Genomic DNA, 18,224 nt, shown 5'->3' with positions numbered 1-18,224 from the left:
GCCATGCTCCTGATCTTCGGCCTCGGTTACACCGCCGCGCGCATCGCCGCCGCCTGGCCCGGCGCGACGCTGGGCACGACGCGCGACGGCCGCGACGGCAGTCTGCGCTTCGCCGACGCGGCGGCGGTGCGGCCGGCGATCGCCGCGGCGACGCACATCCTGTCCTCGGTGCCGCCGGAGGGCGAGCACGACCCGGTGCTCGCCCGCTATGGCGATGCGCTCGACGGCCGCCGGCTATTCTATCTCTCCTCGACCGGCGTCTACGGCGACGCCGCCGGCGCCTGGGTCGACGAGAGCGCGCCGACCGGCTCCGGCCGCCGCGCCGCCCGCGCCGCCGCCGACGCCGCATGGCTGGCCCGCGGCGCGCGCGTCTTCCGCCTGCCCGGCATCTACGGTCCCGGCCGCTCGCCGCTCGACCGCGTCGCCGCGGGCAAGGCGCATCGCATCGGCCTGCCCGATCAGCTGTTCAGCCGCGTCCATGTCGACGATATCGTCGGCGGCGTGCTCGCCGCGCGCGACGCCCCCGCCGGCGCGTACAATCTCGCCGACGACCGGCCCTGTTCGCAGGACGAGGTCGTCGCCTTCGCCGCGCATCTGCTCGGCCTGCCGCCGCCGCCGGTGGTGGCGCTGGAGACGCTGAGCCCGATGGCGCGCGGCTTCTATGCCGAGAACCGCCGCGTCGCCAACGGCAAGGCGAAGCGCATCCTCGGCTGGCGTCCCGCCTATCGCGATTACCGGTTCGGCCTGCGCGCCCTCAACGCGATGACCAGCCCGACCCCGGTCAGCGCCGCCCCCGCCGCGGCGAGCGGCGACCAACGATAGCCCTCGAACAGCGTTGACAGCAGCATCGCGATCACCGGCACGATGACGCTCGAATAGGCCGCCTTGGCCGGCCCGATCACCCGCAGCACCCGGTAATAGAGCGGGAAGGCGACCGCCGAGCCGAACAGCCCGAGATAGACGATCCCCGCCCAGTAAGCGGCGCGCGTTTCGATCACCGGCGGCCCGGTCAGCCACCAGGCGACCAGTCCGTCGACGCCCGCGCCGATCAGCATCGACACCGCCAGCGTCGCCATCATCGGATAGCGTTTCGCGGTCGGCGTCGCCTGCAGCACGTTCGCCATCGACGCGGCGAGGATCGCGACGCCGGTGAAACCGATCCCGGCCAGCGTCGCCGCGGTCCCCGCCGGGCCGCTGCGCGCCTCGTGCAGGAACAGCAAGGCGATCCCCGCCATCGCCACCGCCGATCCCGCGATCAGCTGCCCGCCCATCCGCTGGCCGAGCAGGAGGCGCGCGAACAGCGCATTGGGCACCAGCAGGATCGCGAACACCACCGCGACGAGGCCCGAGGTGATATGATGTTCGGCGCGATAGACGAAGTTGAAGTTGAGGCAGAATTGCAGCACGCCGACCGCCGCGGCGAACGCCCAGCCGCGGCCGTCGAGCGCGAACCGTTCGCCCTTGACCCGGGCGACGATCGTCATCGCGATACCCGCGACGAGGAAGCGATAGGTCACCGACCAGCTCGGCGGCACCACGCCCAGTTGGTCGCGGATCACCAGCCAGGTCGATCCCCAGATCAGCGTCACCAGTGCGAAGGGGACGAGGATCGCCGCCCGCGTCGACCGGGGTGCGGCGGCCTCGCTCACAACTCCCCGATCGCCGCCGCGAGCCGCGCCACCTGATCGGCCGGGCTGTCCCACGCCGTCACCAGCCGGATCTCGCCCGCCGCCCAGTCATAGAAATCGAAACCCTGCGCACGCAATGCCGCCGCCTCTGCGGGCGTCGCCTGCAGGAAGACCTCGTTCGCCTCGACCGGATGGACCAGCCGCGCCCCCGCCGCCGCCGCCAGCTCCGCCGCGCGCGCATTGGCGGCGCGGGCGTTGTCGAGCCACAGATCGTCCTCGAGCATCGCCAGCACCTGCGCGGCGAGATAGCGGCCCTTGGAGAACAGCAGCCCGGCGCGCTTGCGCCGGTACAGCGTCGCCCCGGCAAGCGCGGGCTTGAAGAAGACGAGCAATTCGGCGCTCATCGCGCCGTTCTTGACGAAGCCGAAGCTCAGCGCGTCGACCCCCGCCTGCCACGTCACCGCCGCGGGCGAACACCCCAGCGTCGCCACCGCATTGGCGAAGCGCGCGCCATCCATATGCAGCCCCAGCCCGCGCGTCCGCGCCAGCGCCCCGATCGTGGCGACCTCGTCGGGCGTGTAGACGCGGCCATATTCGGTCGCATTGGTGATCGAGATCGCGTGCGGCTGGACGCGATGCACGTCGTTGGCGATCGCGTCGATCACCGTGGCGATCGTGCCGGGGGTCAGCTTCGCGCCCTCGCCGTCGGCGAGATAGAGTTTGGCGCCATGGGTGTAGAATTCCGGCGCGCCGCCCTCGTCGTTCTGGATATGCGCGTCGCGATGGCACACCACCGCACCGTGCGGCGGGCACAAGGCGGCGAGCGCGAGGCAGTTCGCCGCGGTTCCGGTCGGCACCCACAAGGCGGTCACCTCGGTGCCGAACAGATCGGACAGCCGCCCGTCGAGCGCCTGCGACCGCGCGTCGCCGTCATACGCGGTGTCGAGTATATTGGCCTGCATCAGCGCGGCCATCACCTTGGGATGCACCGGCGCGGCATTGTCTGAGAAGAAGCGCATGCCGAAAACCTTGCGGCGCGCGGCGGGCACCGTCAACCGGCGTTGGCGGGCGAATGGCCGCCGCTCCGACCGACACGTCGAAGGAACCCCACCCGTGCTCCTGCGAACGCAGGAGCCCAGGAGTCCGGAACGCTATAGCCCGTTGTCCTGCCTGGCCCTGGGCTCCTGCTTCCGCAGGAGCACGGGTAGGTTCGCGGACTTCCCCGACGAAGGCCGAGATGGCGGGGGACCGCCCCCCCCCAAATCACCCCAGCCGCTCGGTCAGCACGATCTCGCCCTCGACCTCGATATCCTCGTCGCCATCGAGATCGGCGTCCTCGGGCATGTCGAATTCCGCGCTCCAGTCGTACACCTTAGCCGCGCCGCCCTCGATCCACACGCGCACCGCGCCGCTGGTGATCTCGCCGCCCATCGCGCCGACGAAATCGGTGACCAGCGCATCGGCGGCGCTTTCGTGATCGGTCACGCCGGGGATGCTCGCCGCCTCGACCTCTTCGTCCAACTCGATGATCTGCGCCCAGAATCGTTTTGCCATCGTCTGCTTCCTTGCTGCGGGGGGCGGTCTTGCCAGATCGGCGGGCGAAAGGCTCGCCCCTAATGCCGCACGTAGAACAGGTGCGAGCGCACCCGCCCGACCTTGACCAGCGTATCGCGCCAATAGGGCACCATCCAGTCGGTATGGTAATGCGTCGCCCGCCCGACCGCGGCGAAGACATAGCCGCCGAGCGCCCGCCGCGCCGCGCGCCGTGCCGCGCCCCAGCCGAGATGCACCGGCCGCCGGGCGAACGATCCGTCGCAGGTGAACGAGAATTGGCAGCCCGTCGTCCGGTCCGATCCCTGATAGACGACGCCGCAGATCGTCTTGGGGAAACCCGGCGCGCGCACCCGGTTGAGGATCACCTGGATCACCGCCTGCTGCCCGCGGCGGTCGTCGCCGGCTTCGTAGAGCGCGGCGGTGGCGAGGCATTCCGCCGCCTGCTCGCGCGCCGCCGGGCCGCCTGGGAAGCGATAGGGCAGCGCGCGCAGCCGCCGCTTCGTCTCGATCGGCACCGCGGCGTTCGACGCGCGCGCCTCGTCCATCGTCAACGGCTTGGCGACCTGCGCCGCCGGCGGCAGCGCGAACCGCCACGGCCCGACCGACCCCGCCACCACGATCACCACCGCGACGACGCCGAGCAGCAGCAACCACCGCTCGGACGCGAGATCGTGTGCCTTGCGCCGCCCGCGCGGCCGGGAAGAGGTGCGTCGCTGCGCCATGACGCGACCGTCTAGCCGAGGCGGCCGCCGATGCCAGCCCGCCTGCGGTCCGGAACCGCGCCGCACGCACCCATAGTCCGGCGACATCGCGGGGGCGCTGGCCGGATCGGACGGCTTACGGAGAGGGCGAAGAGAAGATTTGTTCGCGCAGAGGCGTAGAGGCGCAGAGGGGTTCCCGCCTCGACCCCAGTGCTCCCGCGCAGGCGGGAGCCCAGGAGTCCCGAACGCGATCGGACGTTGCTCTGCTTGACCCTGGGTTCCCGCGTTCGCGGGAACACTGGATTGCTCCAGCGCCCGCAGATATCCCAAGAAGTAGAACGGGATCGCGCGAAGACGCGAAGACGCGAAGATGTTGCGTTCACCGCGGTCGCGGCCCTTTCCTTCAGGCGATTGCAAAGACAGGACCACGCAGCCCCACGCGATACATCTCCGCGCCTCCGCGCCTCTGCGCGAACAATCGTCCACGCCGAATCAACGCCCCTCCAGATGGCAGGGTCACCGCTTAAAGCGGCGGCAGCGAGGTTCGATCGGCTTCCCCCTCCAATCCGTCACCACGGACTGGTTCCGGGGTGACGGCGGAAACTTGGTGTGCGCCGGGCGAACGCAACCGCGCCTAGACGACCGGCCTGCACCCCGGCGCGACCATTCCCCATCGCGACGATCCTCCGTTCGACCCCAGTGCTCCCGCGCAGGCGGGAGTCCAGGAGTCCCGAACGCGATCGGACGTCGCTCTGCTTGACCCTGGGTTCCCGCGTTCGCGGGAACACTGGAGATTGTCCCAGTGCCCGCAGAAATCAGACAAAAAGAACGGGATCACGCGAAGACGCGAAGACGCGAAGATGTTGCGCTCACCGCGGTCGCGGCCCTTTCCCTCAGGCGATTGCGAAGACAGGACCACGCCGCCCCACGCGATACACCTCCGCGCCTCCGCGCCTCTGCGCGAACAAATCTTCTATGCCGATCCTCGCAAGGGCATAGGCCGGCGCTGACGGGAACGACATCCGGCACCGCGACGATGCGCGTAAAAGGGAGAAATCACGCCAAGACGCGAAGGCGTGCCGCACGACGTGGCCTGCTCCTGTCATCGCAACCGCATGATGGACAGGGCGACTATCGCGGCAAGCGCAACACCTTCGCGTCTTCGCGTCTTCGCGCGAACATATCTCTCGTCGCTACCCGTCCCGTGGCAGCTGGATACCGATCCGCCCTATTCCTCCTCCCCTTCGTCGCCGCCCCGTCGATCGCGCGGCGGCGGCGCGTCCGGCGGGACCGGCGCGCGGTCGCGGCCCGGCGCGATGCTGATGCTGCCGTCGCGGCCCATCTTCATCTGCATGCCGAAACCGTCGATCGTCCCCTCTGGCGCCGCGATATCGCCCGTCGGATCGTCGAGCGCCTCCTCGGGGCCGACGACCGCCTCGGGGTCCATCGCATTCTCCTCGATTACCACCGGCGCGACGACCGGCGCGATGTTGAGCGCGGAGACCATGAACTGGCGCCACAATTGCGCGGGGATGCCGCCGCCGTGCAGCCCGGCATTGGGCGAGCTGTCGTCGTTGCCGACCCACACGCCGACCACCAGATCGCCGGCGAAGCCGATGAACCACGCATCGCGGCTGTTCTGCGACGTCCCCGTCTTGCCGTAGGCGGGCAGCGTCAGCACCGCGGCGCGCCCCGTCCCGCGCAGCGACGAACCGAGCAGGTCGAGCATATGGTCGCGGATCCCGTCGGGCATCGTACGCGGCCCGCCGGTCAGCGACTGATACCAGCTCTTGCTCGCGCCGCTGTCTTCCAGCCCGCGCGGATGGACCGGATATTTGCCGTTGGCGACCGCCGCATAGGCCGCGGTCAGTTCGAGCAGCGACACTTCCGCGGTGCCGAGCCCGATCGTCGCCTCGTTGGGGATCGGCGTCGAGATGCCGAGGTCGCGCGCCGCCTTGATGACGTTGCGCACGCCGACCTCCTGCGTCAGCCGCGCCGCGACGACGTTGCTCGACCGGGCGAAGGCGCGGCGCAACGTGATCGGCCCGAGATAACGGTTGTCGTCGTTCTTCGGCTTCCAGCCGGCGATCTCGACGCGGCTGTCGTCGGCCATCGTGTCCGGCGTCATGCCGGCGCGCATCGCGGCGAGATAGACGAACAATTTGAACGTCGAGCCGGGCTGGCGGCGTGCCTGGGTCGCGCGGTTGAACGGGCTCTTGGCGTAATCCTTGCCGCCGACCATCGCGACGACGCGGCCGTCGCGGCGCATCGCCACGATCGCGACCTGCGCCTGCCGCAGCCCCGCCTGCCGCACGACGCGCTCGGCGGTATTCTGGAGCCGGCGGTCGAGCGTGGTCTTCACCGTCGCCTCGGTCTTGATCTCGCCCGCCTGGTCGCGCGCGTCGGGCAGCACCCAGTCGGCGAAATAGGTGCCGCTGGGCAATTGCGTCGGGCGGCTCGCCAGCACGCGCTGCGGCTCGACCTCGGCGGCCTCGGCCTTGGTGATGAAGCCCGCCTCGGCCATCGCGCGCACCACCAGCATCTCGCGCTTGCGCGCGCCCTCCAGATTGCTGGTCGGCGCCAGCCGCGACGGCGCCTTGACCAGCCCGGCGAGCATCGCCGCCTGGCCGACGTTCATCTTCTCGGGCTCGCGGCCGAAATAATGTTTCGACGCGGCGCGCAGGCCATAGACGTTGTCGCCGAAATAGACGTTCGACAGATAGCGCGACAGGATTTCGTCCTTGCTCAGCCATGCCTCGAGCCAGAAGGAGATCATGACCTCGCGGATCTTGCGCGCGGCGGTGCGGTCCGAATCGAGGAAGGCGTTCTTGGCGAGCTGCTGCGTGATCGTGCTGCCGCCCTCGCGCACCCCGCCCGAGCCGACATTGTGGACGAAGGCGCGCAGGATACCGCGCGGGTCGATCCCCCAATGCGAGCGGAAGCGGCGGTCCTCGATCGCCAGGAACGCATTGGTGACGTGCGCGGGCAGCTTGGCCGCGTCGACCGGCGCGCCGATGATCGCGCCGCGCCGCGCGATCGGCGTGCCGTCGTCGGCGGTCAGCGTGATCGACGGCGGCGTCGGCGGCTTGAGCGAGCGGCTCAGCGGCGCGGTGACCGCGAGCCAGCCGATCGCGATCACCAGCAGGATGATCCCCACGCCGATGCCGCGCACGATCCAGCGACCGATGTTGCGCGGGGTGCGCGGCGACGGCGGCAGGTCGCCGCCGGCCGGATCGTCGCGGTCGATGAAGTCGTCGAAGCGGCCGCCCAGGCGGTGGTCGCGCGGCGTCTCGTCGTCCAGCTCGTAACGCCGGCCGATGGAGTTGCGGCGATTGGTATCGACGGGTTCGTGACGCATCGGCTCGTCCCAGCGGTCAGCCATGAGGTGTATTACAATCCTAAAACAGCTGAGGCAAGGGCACGCGTCTATGCGTGAGGTTAGCGAAGTTTACCTTGGCTGGCGCCGTCCGTCGAGCCGCGCTATCGCAGGCGTCATGGCAGTCGATCCCGCTTCTCCCCCTCTCGTCGTCGGCATCGGCGGCACCATCGGCGGCATCTCGTCGACCGAGCGCGCGCTGCGCATCGCGCTCGACGCCGCCGAGCGCGAGGGCTTCCGTACGCGGATGTTCGGCGGCGCCGACATGGCCCGCCTGCCGCTCTACGACCCGCGCGCGACCAACCGTACCGCCGACGAGGAGGCGTTCGTCGACGCCGTGCGCCAGGCCTCGGCGGTGATCATCGCCAGCCCCGGCTATCACGGCAGCATCTCGGGCGTGGTCAAGAACGCGCTCGACCTGCTCGAGGAGACGGCGAAGGACGCGCGCCCCTATCTCGCCGACATGCCGGTCGGGCTGATCGCGACGGCCTATGGCTGGCAGGCGACGGGCTCGACGATCGCGGCGCTGCGCTCGATCGTCCACGCGCTGCGCGGCTGGCCGACCCCCTTCGCCGCGGCGATCAACACGCAGATCACCAAGTTCGATGCCGACGGCGGCGCGAGCGACCCCGCGGTGGTCGAGCAGCTCGGCATCGTCGGCCGGCAGGTCGCGCGCTTCGCCCCGCTCGCGGTCGCATAACGCCCCGCGGGCCGGGGATCAGGCGAAGACCGGTTCGGCCGCCACCGTCTCCGCCAGCAGCCCCTGCCGCTTGGCGACGATCGCCGGAATCAGCGCCTGCCCCGCGACGTTGACCGCGGTCCGGCCCATGTCGAGGATCGGGTCGATCGCCAGCAATAGCCCGGCGCCCTCCAGCGGCAAGCCGAGCGTCGACAAGGTCAGCGTCAGCATCACCAGCGCGCCGGTCAGCCCCGCGGTCGCCGCCGAGCCGAGCACCGAAACGAGCACGATCAGCAGATAGTCCGCGCCGTGCAGCGGGATATTGTAATATTGCGCGACGAACAGCGCCGCAACCGCGGGATAGATGGCGGCGCAGCCGTCCATCTTGGTCGTCGCCGCGAACGGCACCGCGAAGGCGGCATAGCTGCGCGACACGCCGAGCCGCTCGACCACCTGTTCGGTGACGGGCAGCGTCGCGATCGACGAGCGCGAGACGAAGCCCAATTGGATCGCCGGCCAGGCGGTGGCAAAGAAGCGCTTCGGGCTCATGCCGTTGGCGAGCAGCAGCAGCGGATAGACGACGAACAGCACGAGGCCGAGGCCGATATAGATGGCGACCGCGAAGGTGCCGAGCGCCGACAGCGACTGCCAGCCGTAGCGGACGATCGCGCTGCCGAGCAAAGCGCCGGTGCCGATCGGGGTGAGGCGGACGACCCAGCGCAGGATGCGGCGGAAGATCGCCAGCGCCGAGGCGTTGAAGGCGAGGAACGGCGCGCCGGCCTCACCCGTCCGCACCGCGGCGACGCCGATCGCGATGGCGACGACGATCAGCTGGAGGACGTTGAACGACAGGCCGGTCTTCGCCGTGCCGTCGGTCAATTTGGTCGAGGCTTCGAGGCCGAGGATGTTGGCCGGCACCAGCCCGCGCAGGAAGTCGAGCCACGAGCCCGCGGTATCGGGGCGCACCGCGGCGGCGGCGCTGACCCCGGCATGCGCGCCGGGTTGCAGCAATGTGCCGAGCGTCAGCCCGATCGACACCGCGATCAATGCGGAAAGGCCGAACCAGAGGAAGGTGCCGGCGACGAGCTTCGCGGCATTGTTGAGGTCGCGCAGCGCGGCGATCGAGGCGACGATCGCGGTGAAGACGAGCGGGACGACCAGCGCCTTCAGCAATTGCACGAAAATGTCGCCGACGATCTTCAGCCCCTCGGCGAGACCGGGCAGCGCGTAGCTGCGCGCGACGAAGCCGAGCGCGAGCCCGACCGCCATGCCGATGAAGACCTGCACGCCGAAGGGCGGGCGGGTCACTGTGCGAAGGTCCTGATCATCGCGGCAATGTAGGGAGCGGGGGGTGCCGGTGCGACGAAAGAAATGGTGGAGGTGGGTAAAGGTGGGGTCGGGGCGGGAGCCTCACGATTGCGCGCGTCGTCTAGTTGCCACCCTGTCCGTTTCCGCCTCACCCGTATAAAGCCCCCGCGCATGACCCATGGAACGGAAATCGACCGGCGCTGGCTGACCGAGGCGGTGCGGCGGATCGAGGCGGATTACAATCGCTCGGCGGATACCCATCTGATCCGCCTCGAACTGCCGCGCTTTCCCGGCATCACGCTGTATCTCAAGGACGAAAGCTCGCACCCGACGGGCAGCCTCAAGCATCGGCTGGCGCGTTCGCTGTTCCTCTACGCTTTGTGCAACGCGTGGATCGGGCCGCGCACCACGGTGATTGAGGCGTCGTCGGGGTCGACCGCAGTGTCGGAAGCCTATTTCGCGCGGATGCTCGGGCTGCGCTTCATCGCGGTGGTGCCGGCGCAGACCGCCGCGCCCAAGCTCGACGCGATCCGCTTCTACGGCGGCGAGATCCATGCGGTCGACGATCCGCGCACCGTCTATGCCGCCGCGCAGCGGCTCGCCGCGGAAACCGGTGGCCATTATATGGACCAGTTCACCTATGCCGAGCGCGCGACCGACTGGCGCGGCAACAACAATATCGCCGAGAGCATCTTCGCGCAGATGGCGGAAGAGGAATATCCGGTGCCGCGCTGGGTGGTGTGCGGTGCCGGCACCGGCGGCACCTCGGCCACCATCGGCCGCTTCATCCGCTATCAGCGCCATGCGACCCGGTTATGCGTCGCCGATCCGGTGCATTCGGTGTTCCACCGCCATTTCGCCGATCCGGGCGTCGTCGCGCTACCCGATGGTTGTGCGTCGCGCGTCGAGGGGATCGGTCGGCCACGGCTCGAGCCGAGCTTCATCCCCTCGGTGATCGACCGGATGATCGCGGTCGAGGATGCCGCCAGCCTCGGCGCGATGCGTGCGCTGTCGGAAACGCTCGGGCGATCGGTCGGCGGCTCGACCGGGACCAATCTCCACGCCTGTGCGCAGCTCGTCGCCGAGATGGCCGCGGCGGGCGAGCAGGGCAGCATCGTCACCCTGCTCTGCGACGGCGGCGACCGCTACGCCTGCACCTATTATGACGACGCCTGGTGCGCGACGCATGGCGTCGCCTGGAACGACGCGGCGGTGGCGATGCGTGGCTTCCTCGGCACGGGCTGACGGCGCGGCGGCAGCACCGGCGGCGCGAGCATCAGCCGATGCCCGAGCCGGTCGTAGAAGCGGCAGACGTCGATGATCTCGGTACGACCGGGCGCGAGCCGCGTCCCCAGCGGGTAACGGCGTAGTTCGTCACCCACGTCGGCGCGCCAGCCGGCGGTCATCATGCTGCCGCCGGCGACGTCGGGGCGGCGCACGACGCCGTTGCAATGGATCAGGCAGGCGCTGGAACGGCCGAGCGCGAGCAGGCGCGCCCGGTCCGCACCGGAAGCAAGCGGATGGACGCCATAGTCGCGCAATTTGTTGGCAGTATTGCGCTGCTCCTCGCGCACGACATGGCCCGCCGACGCACCGAGTTCATCGAGCAGGCCGTGGAGGAACCGATCGAGTTCGCGCAGGCAATTGGCGACGAAGCGCGCGCGGGTGCGGGCATGCGGGCCCTGCGGCCAGCCGTCGGCGATCACCGGACGCTCGGCGAGCGCGGCGAGGAAGGTCGCGCCGCGGGTCAAGGTGTCGTGCGCCGCCGCTGCCCCCCGCAGCGGCGTGACGCGAGTGTGGATCACGCCTCGCTGTGGACCGGATCGGACTCGGCATCCTCGGATGCGGCGAGGGTGCTGGCGGCGCGGGTAGCGGCGGCGCGCTGGTCGCGCATCGCCTCGGTCCGCTCGGCGCGCGCGGCCATCGCTTCCCACGAACGCGCGGCGCGCTCGCAGCGGTCGCGGACGTTGTCCAGATTGGCCTCGGACGCGTTGCTGCGCTCCTGATCGGCCTGCTTGCGGAAGAATGTGGCGTCGCTGGACATCGGGCACCTCGTCAGCGGTAGGAAGAGAGGCAGGGAAGGGCGAACGGCGCGGTCGGCACCGGCGCGTCACGTCGATATGCGACTATACGGACACCATAGATGGGCGCGAACCGCGCGATAAGCAAGTGACGCCGCCGCCGCGGTCCGATCGGACCGCGGCGGCGATGTGTCTTCCCCACAAGGGGGGAGCGGCAGGTCGAAGAACGCCGACCTGCCGCAGACACTCAGCGCAGGCGGCGGCGGGTGGCCGCCGTCGCGCCGAACCCGGCCGCACCGGCGCCGACCAGCAGCGCGAGCACGATGATGAACGAGGTACCGGCAGCGGCACCGGCGGCGGTGTCGGTCGCCGACTTGGCGGTCGCCACGGCCTTGTCCTTGGTCTTGACGAAGTCCGCCTTGGCGCGCGTCACCTGGGCCTGCGCCTCGGGACGGCTGATCTTGCGCTGCGCGGCGACGATGTCGACGACGCGGGCTTCGGCCTGTGCGCCGCCGGTGCCGCCACGGGCCATCGCGGGCAGCTGCTTGGCGATTTCCTTCTGCGCCTGTTCCGGCGTCATCTGCGCCGGATCGGCGGGGGCGGCGGACAGATAGGCGGCGGCCTCCTGACGCACGTCGCCCTCGTCGACGCCGGCGACCTCCGCGGCGCGCGGTGCGACCGCACCGACGCCCGAACCGGCGGCGCCGGCGACCGCACCGACGGTGCGGAACGCGCCGCCGATGATCCCGCCGACCGCCGAGGTCAACAGGTACAGCGTCAGGATCAGCGTCACGCCCCAAACCACCATGCCGTGGACGAGCGCATCGAAGCGATCGGTCGCGCCACCGACGCGCGCCGCGGCATAGCCGCCCGCGCCGAGCGCGACGATCGTGGTGATCAGCCAATAGATGCCGGCACCGATGCCGAAGCCGGCGGCGCCGGGCGTCGTCCCCTCGACCGGATCGACCATCGTCAGCCCGATCCCGGTGCCGAGGATGCCGAGCACCAGCTGGATCGCCACCGCGATCACCACGCCGGCGAAGATCGCGCCCCAGGACAGCCGCTTCGGCCCACGCAGGATCGCATTCTCTTCTGCCGGCGTCATTCCGGTCGTCGTTATCGTCGCCATAGTCACTCCTGTTGTCGTCTGTCGTTATCGGTCGTCGGATGGGCGGCCGGCCGGGCCGGTCGCGTCCGCTTTCCGTTCTGCGCGCCCCTTGCGCACCTCGGCATCGTCGCCGAGCAACTTGCCGATCGTCTCCCGCGCGGCGCCCTTGGCCGCGCGCGTCGCCGGATCGGCAGGTATCTTCTTGGTCATGCGGCACCTCGCTGCGCCGTGCCGCGCGCGATCGACCGCAGCGCGATCGCGCCGTCGTCGAAGCCGCGCGCCCGCGCCCAGGCTGCCGCCGCGGTCCGGCGGTTGACGCCGATCTTGGCGTAGATCCGCGCGACATGGTTGCGCACGGTGTTGCCCGAGACGTCGAGCGCCCGCGCGATGCTCTTGTCGTCGAGCCCGCGGCAGATCAGCGCCAGCACCTCGCGCTCGCGTGCGGTGAGCGCATCGAGCCCGGGGCCGTCGGCATCCGGCTGCGGCGCGCGCAGCCGTGCGAGCTTGTCCATGATCGAGCGGCTGAACCAGCTCGTGTCCTTCATCACCGCCTCGATCGCCTCGACCAGTTCGAGTTCGGTCGCCTTGCGCTGGGTGATGTCCTGGAACGCCCATAGCAGGCAGCTGGCGTTGCCGATGGTGATCGTCTCGGTCGAGACGACGCAGTCGATCGCGCCGCCGTCGCGCACCGCGATGCGCGCCTCGTGGCTGCGCAGGTCGCCGCCATCCGCGATCGCCGCCTCGACGTCGCCGCGCACCGTATCGTCCGCCCACAGGCCGAGGTCGGCGAGCGAGCGGCCGACGATCGCGTCGGCGGCATAGCCGGTCAGCGCGGTGAAGCTGGCGTTGACCTCGCACAGCACATGGCCGTCGCGCGCGCCGATCGCCATCGGCACCGGCGCCAGCTGGAAGGTGCGTGTGAATCGCTCCTCGCTGTGACGCAGCGCCGATTCCGCCTGCCGCCGCGGTTCGAGGTCGGCGAAGGTGAACAGCATGCAGGGTCGTTCGTCGAGATCGATCGGCTGGCCCGCGACGATGACCAATTTGGTGCCGCCGTCGGGCAGCGCCAGCTCGGCCTCCATCTGCGGGATCGTCCGTCCCTCGGCGAGTCGCTGCTTGGCGAGATCGCGCTGGTCGGCGCCGTGCAGCACGTCGATGTCGTAGACGGTCTTCCCCAGCACCGCGTCGCGATCCTGCCCGGTCATCTCCAGAAAGCCCTGGTTGACCTTGACGAAGCGCAGGTCGGCGAGGCGGCAGATCACCGCCGGCGCCGGATTGGCGTTGAACGACTGCTCGAACCGGTCCTCCGCCTCGTAGCGCGCGGTGACATCCTGGACGATCAGCACGACGCAGGTCGGCACGTCCTCGTCGGCATCGTTGAGCACCAGGCTGCGCACCTGATGCACCCAGCGCGGGTCTTCCTCGCCGGCGACGGTCACCTCGACCACCACTTCCGAGAAGGAATCGCCGGCCGCCACCCGCTCGATCGGATAATCGTCCGCCGCGAGCCGGTGGTTGTTGCGATAGCGCAGCTGGAAGCGCGCGCGATAATCGTCGACCGTCGCGCCGAGCTGATCGAGCCGTTCGACGCCGTGCATCGCCAGCGCGGCATCGTTCGCCCAGAGCAGGCTCTGATCGGGATCGATCAGGATCACGCCTTCGTCGAGACCGGCGATGATCTGGCGCAGGTGGCGCAGATCATTGGTCTCGCGCAGGCTCTTGGGCGACGTGGACATCGACACGCGCCGCGATCAGTCGCGCTGGCCGTGGATCAGCCAGGCGAGCGCATAGCCGCCCGCGGCCGCGGCGACGGCGGCCCACAGCACCGGCTGCTCGTCCAGGCTGCGCGCGACGACCCGCTTGCCGTGGCGCGCCGCCTCGGCGGCACGATCGGCGGCGTCGGTCACCGCCTCGCGGCCCTTGGCGGCGAGATGCGGCGCGGCATCGATCGCGTCCTCGGCGACCGACTGGGCGCGGCCGTAGAGGTTCTCCGCCGCACCGGCGACCTGATCGACGATCCCGTCGACCTGCCAGTCGCGGCTGTCGACCGCATCGCCGACGACCGTCTCGACCTTGCCGCCGACGTAGCGGGCGCCGCCATGCCATTCGTGCGTGTTCATCTCGATCTCCATGAAGAGCAATGCCCGACCCGCGCGGAAGGCGGACGGCCGACCGCGATCCGCTGCCCAAGGGCATCGGACCGGCCGAACGGATCAGGGCGAGTTGGGGAAGTCTCGCGAACGGTCGCGTGTGTATGACCGTTCTGGACATACAAACCTACGTTAGCCCAGTTGGTTCCTGGTAGCTTTGTGGGGGGTCGCTGATCGTCTTATACCCCCGATCGGGCCGCATCCGGCCGCCCAACCGACGCCGGCGCGGGTGGCGCCACCCGGCAGATATTTCGCATCGCAACATAAATGCGGTCGATCTGTCATGCATCCGAAACGAACGCATCGCACCGCGCAGCCATGTTTCGTTACGAAACGGGGGGCTCCGTCATGTCATTCACCACTTCCGCCATTGCGGCGCGGCTGCTCGCCGCGACCGCCGTCTGCTCCACCTTGATCGCGACGCCGGCGTTCGCCGCGGACGATCCCAAGAGCGTCGTCGCCGCCGACAAGACCCCGGAGGACGCGCCCGACCAGCTCACCGATATCGTCGTCACCGCCGAGAAGCGGCCGCAGAGCGCGCAGAAGACGCCGATCTCGATCAGCGTGCTGAGCGGCGACGATCTCGCCAACCGCCATGTCGTGTCGCTCGTCGATCTCGGCGACGGGTCGATCCCGTCGCTCAAGGTCGCGCCCTTCTACTCACGCAATTCGGCGCTGATCGTCAACATCCGCGGCGTCGGCGTGCTCAGCGACAGCAACCAGCCGGCACGCGACCAGGGCGTCGGCGTCTATATCGACGGCGTGTATCTCGGCCGCGCGCAGGGGCTCGGTACCGCGCTGTTCGACATCGAGAATATCGAGGTGCTCAAGGGCCCGCAGGGCACGTTGTTCGGCCGCAACACCGAAGGTGGCGCGGTCAACATCGTCACCAAGCGGCCGAGCGGCGAATACCATCTCAACACGATCGCCGGCATCGGCAATTATGGCGCCTACAAGGGCGAGGTGCATCTCGACCTGCCCGCGATCCAGGATATTGCGGTCAAGATCGATGCGGTCGTCAGCCACCGCGGCCCGCTGGTGCGCAATCCGCTCACCGGTGCCGACGGCTTCAACGCCTATGACAAGCGTGGCCTGCATTACGAATTGCTGTGGAAGCCGACCGCGGACTTCAGCGCCGATTATTCGTTCGACACCTCCTACGACGCCTCGACCCCGCTCTATCTCCAGTTGCTCGCGCCCGGCACCTACAAGCAGGCGCCGCTCGGCACCGTCCAGCCGCAGCGCGCGCGCGACGCCAACGTCGGCGTCCCGCAGCAGCCCAGCGTCGGCAAGGTCCGCGGCAACCAGCTGACGCTCGCCTATCACCCGGCGTCGGCGCTCACCGTCAAGTCGATCACCGCCTATCGCGCGATGACCCAGACCCAATATGACAACGGCTCCGCCGCCAGCACGCTGTCGGCGTCGACCGCCACCTTCGTCGGCAAGGATTTCGCTGGCAATACCATTCCGCTGCCGTTCGCGCGCTACAGCCTCGCCGATTTCCGCCAGAACCAGTTCAGCCAGGAGGTGCAGCTGATCGGCGACGTGGCGGAGGTGCAGTTCGTCGCCGGCGCGCTCTATTATCAGGAGCATGTCGAGGACAATGCCCGCGCCTTCTACACCAACCAATGCACCACTTCGGCCTGCACCGCCTATACGATCCTGCCGCCCAACTTCCGCACCGACGTGGCGAACTATGCGGCGCTGCCGCTCGATTACACCGCGCAGCGGATCGACCGCGCCAGCTATGTGAAGACCAGCAGCGTCGGCGCCTTCGGCCAGGCGACCTGGACGCCCGCCGCGCTCGACGATCGCCTCCACCTGACCGGTGGCCTGCGCTGGAGCCGCGACGCCAAGCAGGGCACGCTGCTGACGGTCAACGGCAAGCTGCCGGTCGACCGTCGCGGCGTGTCGCGCGAACTGCCGCTCGACGCGCGCTGGTCGCGGGTCGATCCGATGGTCAATCTTGCCGTCGATGCCACCCGCGACGTGCATCTCTACGGCAAATGGAGCACCGGCTATAAATCCGGCGGCGCCAATTCGCGCTCGCAGGAATATGACGCCTTCAATCCGGAAACGGTCTCGGTGTTCGAGATCGGCGCCAAGACCGAATTCTTCGATCGCCACGCCCGCTTCAACATCGCGGCCTATGCCGGCACGTACAAAGACATCCAGATCGACTTCCAGCGCCCCTATGTCGACGGCAAGAACGGCGCGACGACGCGGACGACGATCTCGACGCTCAACGCGCCCGGCACCGGCGGCATCCACGGCGTCGAGGCCGAGCTGACGGTGATGCCGGTGCGCGGGGTGACGCTCCACGGCTCCTACGCGCATACCTATGTCCACATCCCGCCGGCGGTGAATCCCTATCCCAATGCCAAGGGCGATCTGAGCACGCTCGCCGTGCCGATCTACCAGACCTACACGCCGAGCGACTCGGCCAGTGCCGCCGCCGATTTCGAGGTGCCGCTGACCGGTGCGACGCTGCGGGCGCATATCGACGGCAATTACGATTCGGGCTTCTACGCCAATTCCAACGACCCGGTGTATGTCGGCGCGAACAATCCGGGCAACGTCTACCAGCCGAAGGGCGATGCCGCGTTCATCGTCAACACGTCGCTGGCGCTCGCCGATATCGCGATGGGGCAGGGCGACGCGAAGGTGACGCTATCGGTCTGGGCACGCAATCTGTTCGACGAACAGCACGTCTTCTACAAGGCATTGTATGTCACCACCGGCCTGCAGGGCTTCTACAACGAGCCGCGTACGCTGGGCGGCCAGGTGCAGGTGACCTTCTGATGCGCATCATCCCCTCCGCCGTGGCGCTGGCGCTGCTCGCCTTGCTGCCGGGCAGCGCCGTGGTCGCCCTGTCGCAACCGGTCGCGACCGCGGCCACGGCGGCGCACCAACGGCTGCTGCCGTTGCAGGGCGGACGCAACTTCCGCGATCTCGGCGGCTATGCCACCGCTGATGGCCGGCACGTCAAATGGGGGCTGTTGTACCGCTCCGGTTCGATGCACGGGCTTACCGCGGCCGATTACGCTGAATTGCAGCGGCGCGGCCTCCGCGTCGTCTGCGACCTGCGCGACACGCGTGAGCGTGCCGCCGAGCCGGTCGATTGGCCCGCGCAGGGCGCGCCGCTGGTGCTGAGCGACGACTATCTGCTCGACACCCGCGACTTTCTGCCCGCCGGTGCTATGAAGGACTGGACCGCCACCGCCGCGCAAGCGGCGATGACCGCGAGCTATCCCAAAATGCTCGTCCAGTTCCGCAGTCAGTATCGCCGAATGTTCGCCGAGCTGCTCACCGGCCATGCCCCGCTCGCGTTCAACTGCTCGGCGGGCAAGGATCGCACCGGCATCGCCGCCGCCTTGCTGCTCACCGCGCTCGGCGTGCCGCGCGCGACGGTGATCGACGATTATCTGCTGACCAACCGCTACCTTGATGCCGCCAAGCTGCTCGCCAGCCCGGCGCAGGCCGACACGCCCTGGGCGCATCTGCCGCCCAGCGTCGCCGCAGCGCTGGCGGCGGCGGACCGACGTTATATCGAGGCGGCGCTGGCGGTGCTCGACCGGCATCCCGGCGGCGCAACCGGCTGGTTGCGCGATGAGATGGGATTGTCGGCGGCGGACATCGCCCGGCTGCGCACCGCCTATCTGGATTGACCGGGGCGCCAAGGGCGTAAGGAACCGCAGA

Annotated in this window: 17 protein-coding genes; 5 read left to right on the top strand and 12 right to left on the bottom strand. The window is 69.4% G+C overall.

Going from position 1 to position 18,224, the window contains the following annotated elements:
• Positions 1 to 3: 3 nt before the first annotated feature.
• On the top strand, positions 4 to 822 hold the full coding sequence (locus tag FFS23_RS08060) for a Rossmann-fold NAD(P)-binding domain-containing protein (protein WP_137898189.1): 819 nt from the start codon (positions 4 to 6) through the stop codon (positions 820 to 822).
• On the opposite strand, the gene FFS23_RS08055 is transcribed toward FFS23_RS08060, so the two are convergent.
• From FFS23_RS08055 to FFS23_RS08035, 5 genes are all read right to left on the bottom strand, one after another.
• On the bottom strand, positions 732 to 1,649 hold the full coding sequence (locus FFS23_RS08055; protein ID WP_137898188.1) for a DMT family transporter: 918 nt from the start codon (positions 1,647 to 1,649) through the stop codon (positions 732 to 734). The two genes, FFS23_RS08060 and FFS23_RS08055, sit on opposite strands and share 91 nt — an antisense overlap.
• Complete coding sequence (locus FFS23_RS08050) at positions 1,646 to 2,647, bottom strand: threonine aldolase family protein (protein ID WP_137898187.1); 1,002 nt, start codon at positions 2,645 to 2,647, stop codon at positions 1,646 to 1,648. Before FFS23_RS08050 ends, FFS23_RS08055 begins: the two co-directional genes overlap by 4 nt.
• A 244-nt stretch (positions 2,648 to 2,891) precedes the next feature.
• Complete coding sequence (locus FFS23_RS08045) at positions 2,892 to 3,182, bottom strand: hypothetical protein (RefSeq protein ID WP_038664791.1); 291 nt, start codon at positions 3,180 to 3,182, stop codon at positions 2,892 to 2,894.
• A gap of 59 nt (positions 3,183 to 3,241) precedes the next feature.
• Positions 3,242 to 3,904 (bottom strand): cell wall hydrolase, encoded by a 663-nt coding sequence (locus tag FFS23_RS08040; RefSeq protein ID WP_137898186.1) that lies wholly within the window; start codon positions 3,902 to 3,904, stop codon positions 3,242 to 3,244.
• A 1,207-nt stretch (positions 3,905 to 5,111) separates the two neighbouring features.
• Positions 5,112 to 7,265: a transglycosylase domain-containing protein gene (locus tag FFS23_RS08035; protein WP_137898185.1), complete on the bottom strand. Its 2,154-nt coding sequence runs from the start codon at positions 7,263 to 7,265 to the stop codon at positions 5,112 to 5,114.
• Positions 7,266 to 7,377: 112 nt separating this feature from the next.
• On the opposite strand from FFS23_RS08035, the gene FFS23_RS08030 reads away from it, so the two are divergent.
• Positions 7,378 to 7,959, top strand: a complete 582-nt coding sequence (locus FFS23_RS08030; RefSeq protein ID WP_137898184.1) for an NADPH-dependent FMN reductase — start codon at positions 7,378 to 7,380, stop codon at positions 7,957 to 7,959.
• Between the two features lie 18 nt (positions 7,960 to 7,977).
• Here the strand turns inward: FFS23_RS08030 and FFS23_RS08025 are convergent, their stop codons facing one another.
• Positions 7,978 to 9,246 (bottom strand): dicarboxylate/amino acid:cation symporter, encoded by a 1,269-nt coding sequence (locus FFS23_RS08025; protein WP_137898183.1) that lies wholly within the window; start codon positions 9,244 to 9,246, stop codon positions 7,978 to 7,980.
• Between the two features lie 171 nt (positions 9,247 to 9,417).
• On the opposite strand from FFS23_RS08025, the gene FFS23_RS08020 reads away from it, so the two are divergent.
• On the top strand, positions 9,418 to 10,491 hold the full coding sequence (locus tag FFS23_RS08020; RefSeq protein ID WP_137898182.1) for a PLP-dependent cysteine synthase family protein: 1,074 nt from the start codon (positions 9,418 to 9,420) through the stop codon (positions 10,489 to 10,491).
• Here the strand turns inward: FFS23_RS08020 and FFS23_RS08015 are convergent.
• From FFS23_RS08015 to FFS23_RS07995, 6 genes are all read right to left on the bottom strand, one after another.
• Positions 10,407 to 11,051, bottom strand: a complete 645-nt coding sequence (locus tag FFS23_RS08015) for a hypothetical protein (RefSeq protein WP_137898181.1) — start codon at positions 11,049 to 11,051, stop codon at positions 10,407 to 10,409. The genes FFS23_RS08020 and FFS23_RS08015 overlap by 85 nt on opposite strands.
• Positions 11,048 to 11,290 (bottom strand): hypothetical protein, encoded by a 243-nt coding sequence (locus tag FFS23_RS08010; protein ID WP_038664807.1) that lies wholly within the window; start codon positions 11,288 to 11,290, stop codon positions 11,048 to 11,050. Before FFS23_RS08010 ends, FFS23_RS08015 begins: the two co-directional genes overlap by 4 nt.
• A gap of 224 nt (positions 11,291 to 11,514) precedes the next feature.
• Positions 11,515 to 12,396 (bottom strand): hypothetical protein, encoded by an 882-nt coding sequence (locus FFS23_RS08005; RefSeq protein WP_137898180.1) that lies wholly within the window; start codon positions 12,394 to 12,396, stop codon positions 11,515 to 11,517.
• Positions 12,397 to 12,420: 24 nt separating this feature from the next.
• The gene (locus FFS23_RS20065; RefSeq protein WP_156143850.1) at positions 12,421 to 12,585 is read right to left on the bottom strand and encodes a hypothetical protein; all 165 of its coding nucleotides are present in this window, start codon (positions 12,583 to 12,585) and stop codon (positions 12,421 to 12,423) included.
• A complete protein-coding gene (locus FFS23_RS08000) occupies positions 12,582 to 14,111 on the bottom strand; it encodes a helix-turn-helix transcriptional regulator (RefSeq protein ID WP_137898220.1) in 1,530 nt (509 codons plus the stop codon). The genes FFS23_RS20065 and FFS23_RS08000 overlap by 4 nt, the downstream gene beginning before the upstream one ends.
• Before the next feature lie 15 nt (positions 14,112 to 14,126).
• Positions 14,127 to 14,495 carry a CsbD family protein gene (locus FFS23_RS07995; protein WP_137898179.1) on the bottom strand — a complete coding sequence of 123 codons (369 nt, stop codon included), beginning with the start codon at positions 14,493 to 14,495 and terminating at the stop codon, positions 14,127 to 14,129.
• 378 nt (positions 14,496 to 14,873) lie between these two features.
• Between FFS23_RS07995 and FFS23_RS07990 the strand changes: the two genes are divergently transcribed.
• Both FFS23_RS07990 and FFS23_RS07985 read left to right on the top strand, forming a co-directional pair.
• On the top strand, positions 14,874 to 17,327 hold the full coding sequence (locus FFS23_RS07990; RefSeq protein ID WP_171009421.1) for a TonB-dependent receptor: 2,454 nt from the start codon (positions 14,874 to 14,876) through the stop codon (positions 17,325 to 17,327).
• A complete protein-coding gene (locus FFS23_RS07985; protein WP_137898177.1) occupies positions 17,327 to 18,193 on the top strand; it encodes a tyrosine-protein phosphatase in 867 nt (288 codons plus the stop codon). The genes FFS23_RS07990 and FFS23_RS07985 overlap by 1 nt, the downstream gene beginning before the upstream one ends.
• Positions 18,194 to 18,224: the final 31 nt, after the last annotated feature.

Source organism: Sphingomonas sp. 2SG, from assembly GCF_005503285.1.
In the GTDB taxonomy this organism is placed as follows: domain Bacteria; phylum Pseudomonadota; class Alphaproteobacteria; order Sphingomonadales; family Sphingomonadaceae; genus Sphingomonas; species Sphingomonas taxi.
The sequence above is the reverse complement of the archived record's forward strand: the minus strand, read 5'-3'. Positions and strand labels throughout refer to the sequence as shown.

What these genes read in the sequence shown, in the direction of transcription:
- FFS23_RS08060 (WP_137898189.1), top strand. Translation starts at nt 4, where the DNA reads ATGCTCCTGATCTTCGGCCTCGGTTACACCGCCGCGCGCATCGCCGCC.
- FFS23_RS08005 (WP_137898180.1), bottom strand. Translation starts at nt 12,396, where the DNA reads ATGGCGACGATAACGACGACCGGAATGACGCCGGCAGAAGAGAATGCG.
- FFS23_RS20065 (WP_156143850.1), bottom strand. Translation starts at nt 12,585, where the DNA reads ATGACCAAGAAGATACCTGCCGATCCGGCGACGCGCGCGGCCAAGGGC.
- FFS23_RS08045 (WP_038664791.1), bottom strand. Translation starts at nt 3,182, where the DNA reads ATGGCAAAACGATTCTGGGCGCAGATCATCGAGTTGGACGAAGAGGTC.
- FFS23_RS08020 (WP_137898182.1), top strand. Translation starts at nt 9,418, where the DNA reads ATGACCCATGGAACGGAAATCGACCGGCGCTGGCTGACCGAGGCGGTG.
- FFS23_RS07990 (WP_171009421.1), top strand. Translation starts at nt 14,874, where the DNA reads ATGTCATTCACCACTTCCGCCATTGCGGCGCGGCTGCTCGCCGCGACC.
- FFS23_RS07995 (WP_137898179.1), bottom strand. Translation starts at nt 14,495, where the DNA reads ATGAACACGCACGAATGGCATGGCGGCGCCCGCTACGTCGGCGGCAAG.
- FFS23_RS08010 (WP_038664807.1), bottom strand. Translation starts at nt 11,290, where the DNA reads ATGTCCAGCGACGCCACATTCTTCCGCAAGCAGGCCGATCAGGAGCGC.
- FFS23_RS08035 (WP_137898185.1), bottom strand. Translation starts at nt 7,265, where the DNA reads ATGGCTGACCGCTGGGACGAGCCGATGCGTCACGAACCCGTCGATACC.
- FFS23_RS07985 (WP_137898177.1), top strand. Translation starts at nt 17,327, where the DNA reads ATGCGCATCATCCCCTCCGCCGTGGCGCTGGCGCTGCTCGCCTTGCTG.
- FFS23_RS08040 (WP_137898186.1), bottom strand. Translation starts at nt 3,904, where the DNA reads ATGGCGCAGCGACGCACCTCTTCCCGGCCGCGCGGGCGGCGCAAGGCA.
- FFS23_RS08030 (WP_137898184.1), top strand. Translation starts at nt 7,378, where the DNA reads ATGGCAGTCGATCCCGCTTCTCCCCCTCTCGTCGTCGGCATCGGCGGC.
- FFS23_RS08000 (WP_137898220.1), bottom strand. Translation starts at nt 14,111, where the DNA reads ATGTCCACGTCGCCCAAGAGCCTGCGCGAGACCAATGATCTGCGCCAC.
- FFS23_RS08050 (WP_137898187.1), bottom strand. Translation starts at nt 2,647, where the DNA reads ATGCGCTTCTTCTCAGACAATGCCGCGCCGGTGCATCCCAAGGTGATG.